Here is a 15,656-nt window from a genome sequence, read left to right as displayed (position 1 = left end):
GCGGCGACTGGCGCGGAATTTGACGTTGGGCATGGCACTGTCTGGGTGAATGGCGATATTCGCTATATTGCCATGCAGTTCAGTAGGTTAGAAGCATTCCTGGGGGCCGGTCTCACGGATTCAGGTAGTAGGCAGGGTCTTGGTAACAATCGATAGTCTTCGCAGATGCTGCCACCTTCGATTCTTTTGAAGAGTTTAGAAAAGCTATGGAACTTAGAAACCTGTCCGACACACTCTTATTCTTCAAGGCTTGGCTCTTTAACCCACTGAGTATTGGTGCGCTCATGCCTTCCGGTCGAGCGCTGGCCAACCTTATCACCTCGGAAATATCTACGGATACGGGTCTGATCATCGAGCTTGGGCCGGGGACGGGTGTCTTTACACACGCACTCATTGAGCGTGGTATCGACCAGAAAAACATAGCATTAATCGAGAATGACGCGGCATTCGTTACCAAGCTACAGCATCGCTTCGGGCATGCTCACACGTTTTGTATTGATGCTTCAAGGCTACACGAAGTTAAGTTTTTCGACGGGGCGCATGCTGGTGCTGTCGTCAGTGGGTTGCCCATGCTGTCAATGTCTCCACGTAAGATGATCGCCATTCTGGACGGCGCTTTTGCCAAAATGCGGCCCGAAGGATCTTTTTATCAGTTCACTTATGGCCCGAGCTGCCCTATACCCCGAGCGCTGCTCGACCGCCTTGGGCTTAAGGCAACGCGTATTGGTCGCATACTCGTAAATGTCCCTCCCGCCACCGTCTACCGCATCGTCCGACGTAAGCCTCGTCCTGCCGCTAGCGGTGAGCGCATCGGCGTGTGATGACGGAGTGTCATCTGCACTACTCCATTCACAGTAATCGAAACCCACTGATGGCTTTTCTCCTAGCAGAGGATGGCCGGAGAGGATGACTATGACCATCAAATTCTGGCTTTCTGGATTCGCCTGTTTTCTGCTGACCGCCTGTGGCACCCCTGCTGACGATAATATAAGTGACAATGAGCGTGCTGCCGTACCTGTCTCAGCGGTACCAGCGGAACTGGCGACGTTAGGCGAGCAGTTGTCACTTACGGGTACCCTAACCGCTGAGCGCCAGACACGTCTCTCCCCTCGCGCGGACGGACTCGTGGCACGCCTGCATGTTGAAGCGGGTGATCATGTTGAGACCGGACAGCTACTCCTCGAACTCGACCCGGCCCTTGCACAACAGGCGCTCACGCGTGCTCGCGCTCAGGAGGAAGAGGCAAACGCCTCGGTGCGAGAGGCTGAACGCTTGGTAAATGAGGCACAGCGGCTCGCTGAACGTCAGGCCATCCCCGCAACAGAGGTCGCATCGCGTGTTGCCGCGCTAAATCTAGCACGGGCATCGGCAGCCTCCGCTCAAGCAGCCACACGAGAGCAGGAAGAACTGGTTGAACGGCACAGTTTGCCAGCCCCCTTCCCAGGCGTCGTCGCCGAAAAACTCACCGAAGTTGGCGAATGGGTGCAACGGGGAACGCCGGTGTTATCGTTAGTCACGATTGATCGTATACGTCTGGATGTGCAAGTGCCCCAAGAGCGATTTGGGCAGCTAGAAGAGCAGACACAAGCGCAGGTATTTGCCGATACGCTGGATGACACCCCATTGCCAGCGCAGATCATTGCACGGGTTCCCGTCACCGACCCCGAGGCGAGAACCTTTCTACTTCGCCTACTGGTAAACGATCCACAGGGTCGATTACTTCCTGGCACCTCCGCCCGGGCAGAAATTTCTTTACCCCCGCAAGCAACCGATACGTTGGCCATCAGTCGCGATGCGTTGCTGCGCCAACCGGATGGTAGTCACAGCGTCTACATCGTCGATAACACAGACGATGAACGCATCGCCCGCCGGCGCCAGGTGCAAATTCTGTATGAACAGGGCGGTCAGGTCGCCGTTGCAGGCGACACCCTGCGCCAGGGTGATCAGGTCGTCACCCGAGGCAACGAGGCCTTGACCGACGGTCAGTCCGTAGAAGTGGTGGAGCGTTAACACATGGATTTCGGACGCGTTATTCACCACAGCACCCTGATTGCCGTCGCGGTTCTAATCCTATGTTTGCTGGGGATCAGCGCTGCAATGCGTGTACCCGTTCAGATGATTCCTGACCTGGAGGTGCGCACCATCAGCGTGGAGACAAGCTGGCCTGGGGCGTCTCCCCGTGACGTGGAGCAAGAGATCCTGATCGAGCAGGAACAATACCTCCGTACCTTGCCCAATCTCCAAAGGATGGTTTCGACCGCTAACATCGGCCAAGCCAGCATTGAGTTGGAATTTCCCTTCGGCGTCGACATCAACGAAGCGCTGATACGCACCAATAACGCGCTCAGCCAAGTATCCAGCTATCCCGAGAATGTCGATGCCCCCGCCCTGACGACAGTCTCTTCCTCGGACGAACCCTTCATGTATTTCCGCATCGGGCCACGTGCGGAAAGTGGGGAAAACCTCGATCTGGAGATGATGCGTAACTTTCTGGAGGATGAGGTGCGCCCCCGTCTGGAGCGTGTCAATGGTGTTTCGCTCGTGGAAATATGGGGCGCGGAAGCACGGCAAGTGCGCATAGAGGTCGATCCGCACCGTTTGGCCGAACGCGGGCTCGACATGACCGATGTGCGCAATGCACTGCAGACACGCAACGTCGACAGTTCGGCGGGCGACCTGGACAGTGGCAAACGCAGCGTGATGGCACGTACGGTCGGCCGCTTTAGCGAGCCCGCCGATATGGGTGAATTGATCATTGCAGAGCGCCAAGGCGCCTTGATGCGACTATCCGAATTGGCCGATATCCAGCTCAGCCACCACGAAATTCGCACCCATGCGTTCTATAACGGCCTGCCATCACTGATTCTGGCGGTGCGCCGCGAAACGGGGTCGAATGTCGTCCAGACCAAGTATGCCGTGCTACCGGAGGTCGAGGCGGTCAGCAACGAGATTCTGGCGCCGCTAGGTCTTGAAATGACGCTGATTAACGAGGATGCGCGCTACGTTGAAGACTCGGTCGCCAATGTCTGGAATAACCTTTTACTCGGGACGATGCTGGCAACACTTATAATGTTTGCCTTTCTACGTTCGGCACGCAGTACCTTCATAGGGGTGATTGCCATCCCGGTTTGTACTATCGCCGCCTTTATCGGTCTGTTGCTGGCAGGTCGGACCCTGAACGTTATTTCATTGGCCGGCGTGGCGTTTGCCATCGGTATGACGCTGGATAACACCATCGTCGTCCTCGAGAGCATCGATCAGGCGCGACGACGCGGCCTGAAACCCTTCGATGCCGCGGTGGCGGGTGTGCGCCGGGTGTGGACGGCGGTCATAGCAAGCACGCTTACGTCTGTTCTGGTGTTTGCACCTACGCTTTTTATCCAGGAGGAAGCCGGGCAACTCTACTCAGATATCGCGATTGCTATTTCGACCTCTATCCTTGCATCGATGGCGGTCGCAGTAACTGTGCTCCCGGCAATGGCGGCGCGGCTGCTGCCGGCACTACAGCCAAGCGTTTCCGTAAACGACGGCGCATTTGACCGAATCGGCCGATGGATCGCCAATGCCTATTACAGTCCAAAGCGTCGGATGACTATTCTGCTCGGCACGCTTGGCTTGTCGGTATGGACCGTGGTGTGGCTAACCCCACCAGCGGAGTACTTGCCGGAAGGCGAAGAGGCGCGAATCTTTTCTAACATGATCGCGCCGCCGGGCTACAACCTGACGGAGATGGAAACCATCGCACAAGCGTTAATCCCCGAGCTACAGCAGCGTCTCGTTGACGAACCGGAACGCTTCCACCGTGGCGAAACGAATATTCCCGCCCTGAGGTTCTTTGCCATGTTCGTTGATGCCCAAGGCATCCGTGTTATTACCGACCCGAAAGACCCGGCCGATCTGGAAGCCTTGATGAGCGCACTCGAGGCACGCTTTACGGCCTGGCCAGGTATGCGCGCATTCGCCTCACGGGGTTCCATTATCTCTACCAACGATGGCGGCACGCGCAGCATCAACATGGACATTTCCGGCTCTAATCTTGCCGAGATCTATCAGGTTGCGAGTCTTGCTTATGCCCGTGCGGGAGCATTGTTCAACAACGCGCAGATTGGTTCCGAACCCAGCTCACTCAGCCTGGATCAATTATTGCTGGAGATCCAGCCTCGGTGGGAGCGTCTGGTGGAAGTCGGGCTCGACGCAGAACGCTTTGGCTATTCCGTGGCGGCGCTAAGCGATGGTGCGTTTGCCGACCAGATGATCCTCGATGACCGCCGGGTCGACATCTACCTATTCAGCAGCGCGGGTAGCGATCAGCGGGCGGAGCGCCTAGGTGACCTGCCCATTGCCACACCGTCTGGCGACGTGCTGCCACTTTCCGCATTGGCCGATTTGAACAAGTCCGTCGATACGGACAGCATTCGACGGCTGGACGGGCGCCGTACGGTGACGCTGAATATCGTGCCGCCACGCTCGGTGGCGCTGGAAACGGGCGTCGAACGCGTGGAAAACGAGTTGATCGGGGCCATGCGCAGTGACGGTGAGATCCCGCACGGCGTCTCGATAGATATCACCGGTGCCAGCGACCAGTTGCAAGCCACCCGCGAAGCGGTCTCGGGTAATTTCATGATCGCGGTGCTGTTGTGCTATCTGATGCTAGTGGCGATTTTCCGCCACTGGGGGCGGCCGCTATTCGTCATGGCCACAATTCCCTTGGGGCTCGCGGGCGGGATTCTTGGCCTGGCGATACTCAACGGCCTCGGCGCTCCGTTTGGCATCCACCAGCCTTTCGATATGATCACGCTACTCGGCTTTCTGGTATTGCTCGGCTCCGTCGTCAACAACCCGATCCTGATCGTTCAGGAAGCCTACAAGCGGCTGGAAGAAGGAGCGGAATCCATCGTCGCGGCAGTTGATGATGCGGTCAATATCCGTCTGCGCGCGATCCTGATGTCCAGCCTGACCACCATCTTCGGTCTCGCCCCTCTGGTACTGATCCCTGGGGCGGGCACCGAACTCTACCGTGGCCTGGGCGCCATCGTGATGTTCGGCATCGCGTTTTCCACGGTCATCACCCTGACGTTCCTGCCCAGTTTGATGATAGCCGCCATAAGCGGGCACCGGCATATTGCCGGGTGGGTATCATCGCGCAGGGATCAACGCTCAACACCATGAAAGGCGCGGGGCTGGACAAAGCAACACTTCATCTAATGGGGTAAATGTTGTGCTTGGCTGTTGAGACCGCAGCCTTAGGAGTAGCGTAAAATCTCAACCTTACTGAATCAAATGGAAGCCTGAAAATAAACGGGCGGGTCTAAAATTACTAGGCCCGCCCGGCATTGCTATCTATACCATAATCAGTAGCTTCGTTTAAGGATTTATAACCAGCATTTCAGACGGTGAAAAACTTCGTGCACCGCTATCTTGCTTCGAAGGCGCTGATTCAGGATAAACAATCTTGTTGTCTTCATTCGAACCTCTCTCAGCGAATGCTACGCCTGAGATAAGTGTTAATGTAACTACTAAGGCTGCATTTAAAATTCTCATCATTCACTCCTTATGCTTAAACAGTTATTTAGCTCTCGGCAAAATACTGGCGATGTTTATTCAAATGTAAACGTTACAAGCTGCCGAGTAGTTTCAATGACTTTAGATCCTTCTAGAATGTACTGGCTATAACCGCCCCACTTAGCGTCTTCTAAGGGTTACTAACAAGCGCTTCAGAGGGCGGAAGGTTTCGTGCACCACTGTCTAACTCTGTTGATGTCGATTCAGGATGAGTAATCCTATTGTCTTCACCCGAGCCTCTCTCAGCGAGTGCTGCACCTGAGGAAAGCACTAATGCAATAATTAAGGCCGCATTTAAAAGTTTCATTACTCACTCCTTACGTTTAACTAGTTACTCAACCTACTCAGCTGAAAAAGAAACTTATGGATCGCCTCCTCTCTAACTTCCTACATATGAGTTAATTAGCTCTTTTAGAGAAGAATGCTTGGTTTACTAGTCGCTTCATCAGTACATGCATGATAGGTTTAAAGTGAACAAATCAGAATGCCAGATACTCTTCATTTCTTGCCTGATCCAATCTTTCGGTATATTTTCGAGTATTTCTTAACATTGGTAAGCAGTGATGCCCGCAAGGCACTCTCCTCAGTCAACGCGTACAGGACGAAGACAAACGTGTGCAGGTTGGCGCGCTATTGATCCGATACGCGATCCTTTTGATGAACCACTATCGGTCAACCTCTCGCGGAAATCGCGGACGTGGGTGCTCTGTCCTTTAAACAGCACTTCAGAGCCACCGCTTAAGAGAGTACGTTGCAGTATCAAAAAACACTTCAACTAAGAGCGACACGGCGACTTTTTTACGCACTCCCCCAGGCAGGATGCCCAAGCGCTTTGCAATCATAAGAACGAGGTCACACCTACGGCAAGCTAGCTAATCGCTACCACCTATTAACTTCGGGAAATCAATCCATGGTTCTTACCTTCGAAGCAGAAATAAAGCCGAGCGCCAGCAAAGCTGCAGAGAAGAGGAATACTGACCGCGCCCCATAGCTATCGAAAACCAAGCCCCCGCCGGCTGCACCAAAGGTAATCGCAAGCTGAACGGTTGCAACCAGCAAGCCACCAGCACTTTCAGCCTCGTCAGGAACCGCTCGGGTGACCCAGGTCGACCAGGTCACCGGAACGATACCAAAGAGAATCCCCCATATTGCAATCATCACCGCATCGCCCGCCACGAAGCCACCAAGGGTTGCTAGCAGAATGGCGAGCATCCCCATAATCAATGGCATCGCTATAAACGTTGTTCGGATTGAGCGTGCAATCAATATACTGCTTAAGGAGTTACCTACGAAGGCTCCAATACCAAAGACGAGCAGAATCAAGGTGACCCCCACCGGATCAACCATCGTCACCTCTTCCAGGAATGGGCGTAGATAAGTAAAAAAACCGAAGTGACCGGTAAATATCAGCAGTACCGAGAACATCCCTATCCCAATGTTAGGACGACTAAAAAGGGTAAACAGCGTCGCCAGCTTCGTGGTTCCTTTTGAAGGCATCGATGGGAGCGTGAAATATTGAGCGGCGAGTGCTACAGCTCCTAGGCCAGCCGCCGCAAGAAACACAGCACGCCAGCCAAACAAATCCCCAAAGAAACTACCAAAGGGAGCTGCAAACACAGTGGCGGCAGAAACGCCAGCGAATAGGATACCCAGTGCTTTGGGCACATCCTTCTCAGCGACCAACCGCATAATTGTCGCAGCTGCAAGTGCCCAAAAACCGCCGAGAGCGATGCCGAGCAGCATGCGAGCAAGTAATACCATCATCATATTCGGGGCAACGGCAACCAAAAGGTTGGATAGAACCAGAAGGGAAGTAAAAAATATCAGCACCTTGCGACGGTTCATTCGGCCGCTAACAGCAGAAACGAGCAAACTCGTGACCAGAGCTAATACAGCGGTGACAGAGACAGCCTGACCGGCCACTCCTTCCGTGACCTGAAGACCTTGGGCCATAGGCGTTAACAGGCTGGCGGGCAGAAACTCGGCAGCGACAATGCCGAAAATTCCCAAGCTCATCGACAATACCGCCCCCCAGGCAGGCGAGTTTTCGGCATAGGTGATAGATGACATAGAAGATGTTCCTTTGGACTGGCATTAGGCGGTCATGATGTTGTTGCTGGGCAGTGATTTAGAGAATAGAAATACTGCGTAGAAAGGCCGCGACAGTCGCCAATTTATTTGGCGCCCTATCGCAGCCAAGCGGCGCTTAGGTGGCGAGGCCACCTGCGATATTGATGGTCTCCCCGGTGATGTAACCCGCATGCGGTCCGGCGAGGAAGCAGATTGTTTCCGCTACCTCTTCAAGGGTTGCAATGCGTCGGATCGGATGTAGATCCAAAATGGCTTCACGATCTGGAAGCTCGCCGGCAACGTCAGAGGCCATGTCCGTGGGCATGATGCCCGGCTGCACGACATTGACAGTGATATTGCGCGTGCCGAGATCGCGTGCAATGCCCTTTGCGTAACCGACGAGCGCCGTCTTTGTTCCAGCGTAATCGGCGACCCCCTGGAAGGGCACGTAGGAACCCAGTAAAGAACCAATGAAGATGATTCGGCCACCGTCCGTTAATTTGGGTGCTGCCGCGCGGGTATTCGCGATCGATCCCATGACATTCACTTGCCACTGTCGGTTGTACTTTTCTTCATCAAGGTCGGGATCATCTACGAGCTGGCCCTGGATCGCGATCCCAGCGTTGTTCACAAGAATGTCTAGCTTACCGAATTCAGCAATCACCGAATCGATTAAAGGTTTGGCGGACGATAGATCCGCTTGGTCGCTTTTTATTGCAATTGCTCGAACACCCTTAGCCCTGAGCTTTTCCACGACGGCTTGCGCCTTGTCGGAGGAGGCTGCATAACTGATCGCAACATTTGCCCCCTGTTCAGCAAACGCTTCCGCCGTAGCGGCACCGAGTCCACGCGACCCACCAGTAATAAGAACGACCTTTCCAAGCAACTTACTCATAACAACTTCCTTTATGTATTGAACGACACAGAAATACTAGAAGGGCTTGTATGAGCAAGTCAATATTTTTATATCGATCAACACATAAATAAAGTATTCGCATTGCTGACAAGCGTTAATACGTTTATATTTCTACGAATGCAAAACTCAGAACCCACTCCCAAAAGTAACGAAACGACATCCAGCCGCAGTCGCGGAAGGCCCCGTGCGTTCGATCGTCAAGCTGCTTTGGATCAAGCAACTCGTCTGTTTTGGCTTAAAGGGTTTGAAGCGACTTCGATGGCCGACCTCACACAGGCCATGGGGATAGGATCACCCAGCCTGTACGCCGCGTTCGGTTCAAAGGAATCGCTCTATGCAGAAGCGGTACGCTATTACAGCGACACCTACGAAGGGTATTTCTGGAACAAGTTTTATTCCGCAAAGACAGCCCGCGAAGCAATCGAGTCGCTACTGCTTGAATCAGCTATCGCGCTGACGGGATGCCTCGCAGATACTCCCCGCGGCTGCATGATGGCGCTCTCTTCAGTTGGTAGCGATGGGCATTCAGAACTTGGCGAACTTTTGCGCTCGACGCGAGCTGGCGGGCTTGAACGCCTTATAAAGCGCTTTGAGCAGGCCGTTGCTGAGGGGGAGATTTCGGCTTCAACCGACATTCATGCACTCGCCCGCTTTATACAGACTATCCAGAGTGGCATGTCGATTTTGGCCCGCGATGGGGCAACTCAGGCCGAGCTTGAATCCGTAGCTCAGGTCGCGATGATGGGCTGGGATGCCCGCGTTAACACTAAGCAATAATGACTGTGACGCGAGATTCGCTTATCTAAATATCAATTTTGAGCGCTTGGAGCCGCTCTTCGTCGATTTCAATGCCCAGCCCCGGCGCGTTGGGAAGCGCCAGACGTCCATGCGAAAGGCTCAGTGGCGATGTTAATAGCGCTTCACGGAGGGGGTTATCTGCCGACACGTCATACTCGACCCAGGTCGGCGTATGGTTGCGGTCGGGGTGAGGATGCGGCGGCAGCGCGGCGGCGAAGTGGGCGGCGGCCATAATACCCACCGCACTTCCCCATACGTGAGGCGAGACTCTCAGGCCACTAAGATGCGCCATATCTGCAATACGCAACGCCTCAACATAACCGCCACACAGGTTGAGATCCGGCATCAGCACATCGACGCCGCCTGTAGCGGCCAACTCACGAAATTCCACGGCGTTGACAGAGGCTTCACCCGCCGCAATGCGCCCTTCCCGGCGCGAGGCAAGGCGACGGAAGCCGGGAAGATCTTCCGGTGCCACAGGCTCCTCAATCCAGTAAGGTCGTAGCGGCGCTAAAGCGGCCATGGATTCCAGCGCGATATCCGCCGTATAGGCGCCATTGATGTCGGCCATAATGGCAACGTCGTTGCCGAGAATTCGCCGTGCGCTCTGCATGCGCTCAAGGTCACTCTTTATGCCGTGGCCAATTTTGATCTTGTAACCATCAAACTGCCCCGCCACGCGCTCAAGCTGCGCTTCCAGCGGTAGCGCCGCCGGTTCATGAAAATAGCCACCGGAGGCATAGACCTGTACCGACGCCTGCTCTTCACCACCCAGCAACCGGTAAATCGGCAAACCCAGTAGTTTGCCAAGCCCATCGTGAAGGGCAATATCCAGCCCGCTTACCGCTGCGGCAAGCTGGCTCTGGGCGCGCACATGGTAGAGCACATTGGTCATTCGCCGCCAAATCACCCGGTGGTCGAAGGCGCTTTCGCCCACGTAGGCTTCGCGCAGGATATCCAGGTAAGCTAAAGTAGTTTTGGGCGGGCCATAGCACTCGCCGATACCGATAATACCCGCCGACAAACGTACAAAAATGAGTGTTGCCATCCGCGCATGGCCAATTTCCCGCGCGCTCCCATAACCGCCGTCCGCTGGCAGATAGCTGCCGATTGGCACCATATCAATTGCCTCGATGATCGCCTCACGGGCAACAGAACGGTTGTTTTGCAGATAATTCATGCGACTGAGTCTCCAAACTAAATCAGGCTAGGTAGCCATAGCGTCAAAGCGGGAATAAAGGTGATCAACAATAGCGACACCAGAAGCGCCGCGATAAAGGGCAGCGTTGCCTTAACCGCACGCGGGAACGAGATATCGGCAATCCGCGCCAGGATAAACAGCACCAAGCCAACCGGTGGAGTCAGCAACCCGATCATCAGGTTAAGCACCATGATAATGCCGAACTGAACGGGGTCGACACCGGCCTGGACGGCCAGTGGCAACAGTACGGGCGTCAAGATAGTGATCGCCGCTACCGTTTCCATGAAGCAACCGACTACCAATAGAATCAGGTTAATCAGCAGAAGAATGACAATGGGATTATCAGCTACCGCCATAACCGACTCTGCAAACGCGGCGGGCACCCCTTCACGGGTTAGAATCCAGGCGAAAATTGACGAAGCGGCAACAATCAGCAGAACGACCGACGTCATCTCCACCGTTTCGCGGAAGACCGTAATGATCTGACGCCAGCCAGCGCTACGATAAACCAGCGTTGCCAATACCAGCACATAAGCCACAGCTGCAATAGCGCTCTCGGTCGGGGTGAATATCCCCAGAACGATGCCACCCACGATGATCACCGGGATCATGAGCGAAAGTGCCGCATGCATGAATGAAGAGAGCAGGCGGGCCACCGAGAAGCGCTCACCCACAGGATAGCCGCGCCGGTGCGAGATAACCGCGACCATCAGCATTAACATCGCGGCAATAAGCAGGCCGGGCACAATGCCCGCAATAAATAGCTGACCAATCGAGGTAGACGCCACCACCCCGTAAACCACCAGCGGAAGGGACGGCGGAATGATAGGCCCAACGGTCGACGAAGCCCCGGTGATTCCCACGGCGAAATCGACATCGTAGCCTTTGTCACGCATCGCCTTAATCTCAACGGCCCCCAGGCCGCCAGCATCGGCAATGGCCGCGCCCGACATACCTGCAAATATCACCGAGGCGCCCACATTCACGTGACCAAGCCCACCCCGCGCCCATCCCACTATCGAATCAGCGAAACGAAAGATACGCTCGGTCACACCGCAAACATTCATCAGGTTGCCCGCCAGAATAAAGAACGGCACCGCCAGTAGCGGAAAGCTATCCACCCCGCCCACCATGCGCTGGATCAAAATAATGTCGGGGATCTTGCCAGAGGCGAGCAGGTAAACCAGCGACGATCCCGCCAATGCCACCGCGACCGGCGCACCAATCAATAGCAGGCACGCCAATGCCACAAAAAGCAGAATAATCATGACGCCTCCTCCCCACGCCAATAGGCAATGCCTTGGCGAGCCAAACGGAATGCCATTGCCGCACAGGCCACGGCAACCACGGTATAAAGCCAACCTTTTGAGATCGGCAGCGTGCTCATACTGGAATTCCAAACCCGTTGACCGACTTGCCAGGCAAGCCAGGCCACGTAACCGAAGAAAATGGCGCTAATCAAATTGTTGAATCCACGCAGCCAGCGCTTCGCCTTTTCCGGTAAAATAAGTTCGAGAATTTCTACGTAAATATGACCGCGCCGCGAGGCGGCGCCCGCCGCGCCGATAAACACCAGCAGCACCAACAGCATGCGGGCGCCCTCTTCGGTCCAGCCAATCGAATGATTGAACACGTAGCGCGACAAAAACTGAGCAAAGACCACACCACCCAGCAGTATCATGACTCCAAGCGCCACATGGTCTTCGAAGACCCACTTTCGCGTTGGTATAGCGTCTGCCGTGTTAAGTGATAGCTCGGGTTCAACTCCGGCCGCATGTTCGCGGCCGGGCTGCACCGACATCGACGTCATTTCACCACGACGCGTGTCTTTATCCCCTTCCATCACTCAATCGCCTCCAGTCGATGGTATTGTTCAGCTGTCCAGCCGACGTCTTCACCTGTCAGGCTTGGCCTGACCTTCTCAGCGAACGCCTCACGATCCACTTCGTGTACTTCCGTTCCTTGCTCTTGGAACCAAGGCACCAAGTCCTGCTCCTGCTGGTGGATATCCAGGCTTCCCTGTTCAGCAGCCTCCTGGAAAACATCTTGAAAAAGCGCTTGGTCTTCGGAAGAGAGCCCTCCCCAGGCATTACCGCTCATAATGATTGGCTGGCTATCGTAGATATGGCCTGTCAGCGAAATGTCTGACTGCACTTCTTCAAACTTCATCGCTCGAATAATGGGTAGCGGATTTTCCTGGCCGTCAACGACGCCCTGTTGAAGCGCCAGGTAGACCTCCGAGAACGCGATGGGGGTAGGGTTCGCGCCAACGGCTCTTGGGAACATCAGCAAAAGCGGCGCATCCGGTACTCGAATTTTCATGCCCTGCATGTCCTCAGGGGTAAGTACCGGTTTGTTGGCAGTCACATGACGCTGGCCAAAATAGATCAAACCCAGTGGCACATGCCCTGTCGCCTCTTCATAGCCTTGAGTAAGCTCTTGAAAGAGGTCGCTTTTCGAATAGGCAATCCAGTGATCAAAGTCACGGAACACAAAGGGCGCGCTACCCAGCGCAATCGGCGGGTAGGCGTTTCCGGCAAACGCGTTACCGGTATAGATGATATCCACCGTCCCCAGATTTAGACCTTCATTGAGTTCAACCTCATTGCCCAACTGGGAAGAGGGGAAAACCTCAATGCTATGTCGGCCTTCGCTACGTTTTTCGATTTCCTCGGCCGCCCACAAGGCCCATTTATGATGGCTATGGCTCGCCTCATAGATGTGGCCAAATACAAAGTTATCCGCCTGGGCGAAAGGCGTTATTGATAGCGCTAAAAGCAGTGTTGTTAGTTGATGACGTGCGCGCATTGTTGTCTCCTTATTAGGGCTTGAATCACCAACCTCAGTACACTCTGGCTAAACAAATTTATCAATTTGTTTAGAAACAACCTTAGAAAAATAATATAAATACTTGTTTTTAAACAAAAACAGCCAGAGGAAGGAGTTTTGCAACGTGACAACAAAGACTAAAGTCGAAAAAACTAAAGACTTGTATGAAGATATGCGTAACTGGATTCTTCGCGGGCAGTATCTTCGCGGCGCGCGTCTGCCCACCGAGGCCGAGCTGGCAAGCCGCTATGAATTAAGCCGCAGCGCCACACGGCAAGTGATTGCCCAACTAAAAGATGAAGGCTTGGTGGCTTCCCGCCAAGGATCTGGACTTTTTGTGGTAGCGCGTCCAACCACCGCACTGGATGCGCCCAACTTCGTGAACAATTTAAGCGACCTGATTGCCCTGTTTGACTTCAGGCTGTTAATTGAAACTGAGTCGGCGGCCCTGGCTGCCGTAAAACGCAACGATAACGATATTGAGCGCATTAAAGAAAAGAGTCGTATCTTAAGAAAAATCAATCGAAACGGCGGGCAAGGCACCCAGGAAGATTTCGACTTTCACGTTCAGATCGCTAAAACATCCGGTAATAAGTTTTTGCTTAGCTCTGTTCTGGCCCTGCAAACGGGAGTCATCTTCTCCGTTAAACTGGGACATAAAACGTCTGATCTTCCAAGAATATTGCAATCCAAGCAGGTCACCGAAGAGCATAACGAGATCATAGAAGCGATTCGCCAAGCAGATGAAACAAAGGCAAGGGCTGCGATGCAATGCCATATTAAGTCTTCACTGTCGCGTATCCTGCACGGCCAACCGTGAGAAAACACAATGAGCTCAAGTACGTGACAACATCTGCAAAGGGAATAAATACCTCTCAGCTCCCTAGCGTCACTTTGGAACTGAGCGCAGCATGTTATCTTTGTGGTATTTTTCAGTCGGCTGCCCATACATCGGTAAAGCGTCCGTTTCCATGCTGGGTGTACTCAACGCTAAGCTGGCATTTCCATGCTGCTCGAAGCGGCTTGCCACCAACTACCTAGAGCTTATGATCAACGCCTTTGCCGTTTCCAACTACCGCAGTCTGAAAAACGTTGTCTCTCCCCTATCGGGCCTCAATGTGGTGACCGGGCCCAACGGGTGTGGCAAATCCAATCTGTACAAGTCGCTGCGGTTACTGGCAGACACCGCCAAAGGCAACCTGATCGCTTCAATTGCCCAGGAAGGCGGGCTTGATTACACCTTCTGGGCTGGTCCGGAAAAACTCACCAACAGCATGAGAGACGGCTCTGCCCCCATTGAGGGCACCGCCAGGAAAAGCAATACCCGCCTTAGGCTGGGGTTTGTCGGAGAGGAGTTTGGTTACGCCATTTCATTGGGGATGCCTGCGCCTCAGGGGTTTGCGGGCCACGGGGATCCCTCCATGTTTCAGTTCGACCCCGAGATAAAGCGTGAATGCATTTGGGCAGGCGACGTTTGCCGTCCCAGCAGCTGCTTGATCGACCGAGTTGGCCCCGTGGTAAAAGTTCGTTCTGGTCGAAAGTGGGAGGTATACAATGCTCACCTCAATAGCTACGAAAGTATTCTTAACGAAATTAGTGACCCGGTTGCCGTGCCTGAAGTCCATGCGGTTCGACAAACAATCCGCAACTGGCGCTTCTACGATCAGTTCCGAACCGACCCGCAATCCATCATTCGCACACCGCAAATTGGTACCCGTACCCCAGTACTCGATCATGACGGTCATAGTCTAGTGGCTGCATTGCGAACTATTCACGAGATTGGCGACCGAGAGGCGCTGTATGGGGCAATTGAAGACGCCTTTCCAGGGAGCACCATCAATTTTGAGGCCGACGCCGGTAACCGTTTTGTGCTGCAGTTTCTGCAGGAAGGATTATTGCGCCCTTTAAACCAGTCGGAATTATCCGACGGCACACTTCGCTATCTGCTGTTAGTGGCGGCGTTGCTCACTCCAAGGCCGCCTTCCCTGCTGGTATTAAATGAGCCAGAAACCAGTCTCCACCCAGATTTGCTACCCGCCTTAGGTCGCCTGATTATCCGTGCCTCGCGGGACACCCAAGTTTGGGTGGTCTCCCACGCGCCACGCTTGGTGGCAACACTGGAACAAGACGAGGCCTGCCACTCTATTGCGCTGGATAAAGCGTTTGGCGAGACGACCATCCTGGGCCAGGGGTGGCTGGACGCACCGCCCTGGCAGTGGTTGGATTAGACAAAACGCTAAAGAACTGATGGCGCAATGCGACCCGCCTTTTCTATTTAGA

At 54.2% G+C, this 15,656-nt stretch carries 14 protein-coding genes; 6 read left to right on the top strand and 8 right to left on the bottom strand.

Features of this window, described 5'->3' with window-relative positions; all coding sequences use genetic code 11:
- Positions 1-284: 284 nt before the first annotated feature.
- The 3 genes from ACW17M_RS12135 (at position 285) to ACW17M_RS12125 (ending at position 5,169) form a co-directional block, all read left to right on the top strand.
- Positions 285-821, top strand: coding sequence for a class I SAM-dependent methyltransferase (locus ACW17M_RS12135; RefSeq protein ID WP_201304181.1), 537 nt, complete (start codon positions 285-287; stop codon positions 819-821).
- A 91-nt stretch (positions 822-912) separates the two neighbouring features.
- Positions 913-2,010: an efflux RND transporter periplasmic adaptor subunit gene (locus tag ACW17M_RS12130; RefSeq protein ID WP_457547506.1), complete on the top strand. Its 1,098-nt coding sequence runs from the start codon at positions 913-915 to the stop codon at positions 2,008-2,010.
- A gap of 3 nt (positions 2,011-2,013) precedes the next feature.
- Complete coding sequence (locus ACW17M_RS12125) at positions 2,014-5,169, top strand: efflux RND transporter permease subunit (RefSeq protein WP_457547505.1); 3,156 nt, start codon at positions 2,014-2,016, stop codon at positions 5,167-5,169.
- Positions 5,170-5,364: 195 nt separating this feature from the next.
- On the opposite strand, the gene ACW17M_RS12120 is transcribed toward ACW17M_RS12125, so the two are convergent.
- The 4 genes from ACW17M_RS12120 to ACW17M_RS12105 form a co-directional block, all read right to left on the bottom strand.
- Positions 5,365-5,541: a hypothetical protein gene (locus tag ACW17M_RS12120; protein ID WP_457547504.1), complete on the bottom strand. Its 177-nt coding sequence runs from the start codon at positions 5,539-5,541 to the stop codon at positions 5,365-5,367.
- Positions 5,542-5,692: 151 nt separating this feature from the next.
- On the bottom strand, positions 5,693-5,869 hold the full coding sequence (locus ACW17M_RS12115) for a hypothetical protein (RefSeq protein ID WP_457547503.1): 177 nt from the start codon (positions 5,867-5,869) through the stop codon (positions 5,693-5,695).
- Between the two features lie 596 nt (positions 5,870-6,465).
- Positions 6,466-7,632, bottom strand: a complete 1,167-nt coding sequence (locus ACW17M_RS12110; protein ID WP_457547502.1) for an MFS transporter — start codon at positions 7,630-7,632, stop codon at positions 6,466-6,468.
- Positions 7,633-7,768: 136 nt separating this feature from the next.
- A complete protein-coding gene (locus ACW17M_RS12105; RefSeq protein WP_457547501.1) occupies positions 7,769-8,527 on the bottom strand; it encodes an SDR family NAD(P)-dependent oxidoreductase in 759 nt (252 codons plus the stop codon).
- A gap of 138 nt (positions 8,528-8,665) precedes the next feature.
- On the opposite strand from ACW17M_RS12105, the gene ACW17M_RS12100 reads away from it, so the two are divergent.
- Positions 8,666-9,325: a TetR/AcrR family transcriptional regulator gene (locus ACW17M_RS12100; RefSeq protein ID WP_457547500.1), complete on the top strand. Its 660-nt coding sequence runs from the start codon at positions 8,666-8,668 to the stop codon at positions 9,323-9,325.
- Positions 9,326-9,350: 25 nt separating this feature from the next.
- On the opposite strand, the gene ACW17M_RS12095 is transcribed toward ACW17M_RS12100, so the two are convergent.
- Genes ACW17M_RS12095 through ACW17M_RS12080 form a run of 4 tightly spaced genes read right to left on the bottom strand, consistent with a single transcriptional unit; the run spans position 9,351 to position 13,355 of the window.
- Positions 9,351-10,526, bottom strand: a complete 1,176-nt coding sequence (locus tag ACW17M_RS12095; RefSeq protein WP_457547499.1) for a mandelate racemase/muconate lactonizing enzyme family protein — start codon at positions 10,524-10,526, stop codon at positions 9,351-9,353.
- Between the two features lie 17 nt (positions 10,527-10,543).
- Positions 10,544-11,815 (bottom strand): TRAP transporter large permease, encoded by a 1,272-nt coding sequence (locus ACW17M_RS12090; protein WP_457547498.1) that lies wholly within the window; start codon positions 11,813-11,815, stop codon positions 10,544-10,546.
- Complete coding sequence (locus ACW17M_RS12085) at positions 11,812-12,390, bottom strand: TRAP transporter small permease (protein WP_457547497.1); 579 nt, start codon at positions 12,388-12,390, stop codon at positions 11,812-11,814. Before ACW17M_RS12085 ends, ACW17M_RS12090 begins: the two co-directional genes overlap by 4 nt.
- Positions 12,390-13,355, bottom strand: coding sequence for a sialic acid TRAP transporter substrate-binding protein SiaP (locus tag ACW17M_RS12080; RefSeq protein WP_457547496.1), 966 nt, complete (start codon positions 13,353-13,355; stop codon positions 12,390-12,392). The genes ACW17M_RS12085 and ACW17M_RS12080 overlap by 1 nt, the downstream gene beginning before the upstream one ends.
- A gap of 145 nt (positions 13,356-13,500) precedes the next feature.
- Here ACW17M_RS12080 and ACW17M_RS12075 point away from each other — a divergent pair, with 145 nt between their 5' ends.
- Complete coding sequence (locus ACW17M_RS12075; RefSeq protein ID WP_457547495.1) at positions 13,501-14,196, top strand: FadR/GntR family transcriptional regulator; 696 nt, start codon at positions 13,501-13,503, stop codon at positions 14,194-14,196.
- A gap of 226 nt (positions 14,197-14,422) precedes the next feature.
- On the top strand, positions 14,423-15,604 hold the full coding sequence (locus ACW17M_RS12070; RefSeq protein ID WP_457547509.1) for an AAA family ATPase: 1,182 nt from the start codon (positions 14,423-14,425) through the stop codon (positions 15,602-15,604).
- The last annotated feature ends 52 nt before the right edge of the window (positions 15,605-15,656 follow it).

Source organism: Vreelandella sp. 2A-K22 (assembly GCF_054065485.1).
Note: the sequence above shows the minus strand (reverse complement) of the source record. Positions and strands in the feature narration are given on the sequence as shown.